Genomic DNA, 393 nt, shown 5'->3' with positions numbered 1-393 from the left:
AAGGCATTCTGATGATCACGCCGGGCGCAACCAACACGGAACTGACGCAGCGTGGCTATCAGCACATCATGCGCACCGCCGGTCTCGACTCCTCTCAGGGTCCGACCGCCGCGAAATATATTCTGGAGAAGGTGAAACCGCAGCGTATCGCTATCATCCACGACAAACAGCAATACGGTGAAGGCCTGGCGCGTTCCGTGCAGGATGGTCTGAAAGCGGGTAAAGCCAATATCGTCTTCTTCGACGGTATTACTGCGGGTGAGAAAGATTTCTCGGCGCTGATCGCACGTCTGAAAAAAGAGAATATCGATTTCGTTTACTTCGGCGGCTACTACCCGGAAATGGGGCAAATGCTGCGCCAGGCGCGTTCCGTCGGCCTGAAAACCCAGTTTA

At 54.7% G+C, this 393-nt stretch carries 1 pseudogene; it reads left to right on the top strand.

Annotated features, from left to right (window positions below):
* A pseudogene (livK, locus tag F0Q32_RS26060) lies at positions 1-393 on the top strand (high-affinity branched-chain amino acid ABC transporter substrate-binding protein LivK); the annotation flags it as partial.

Source organism: Pseudocitrobacter sp. 73 (assembly GCF_008369545.1).
GTDB lineage: Bacteria > Pseudomonadota > Gammaproteobacteria > Enterobacterales > Enterobacteriaceae > Pseudocitrobacter > Pseudocitrobacter vendiensis.
Note: the sequence above shows the minus strand (reverse complement) of the source record. Positions and strands in the feature narration are given on the sequence as shown.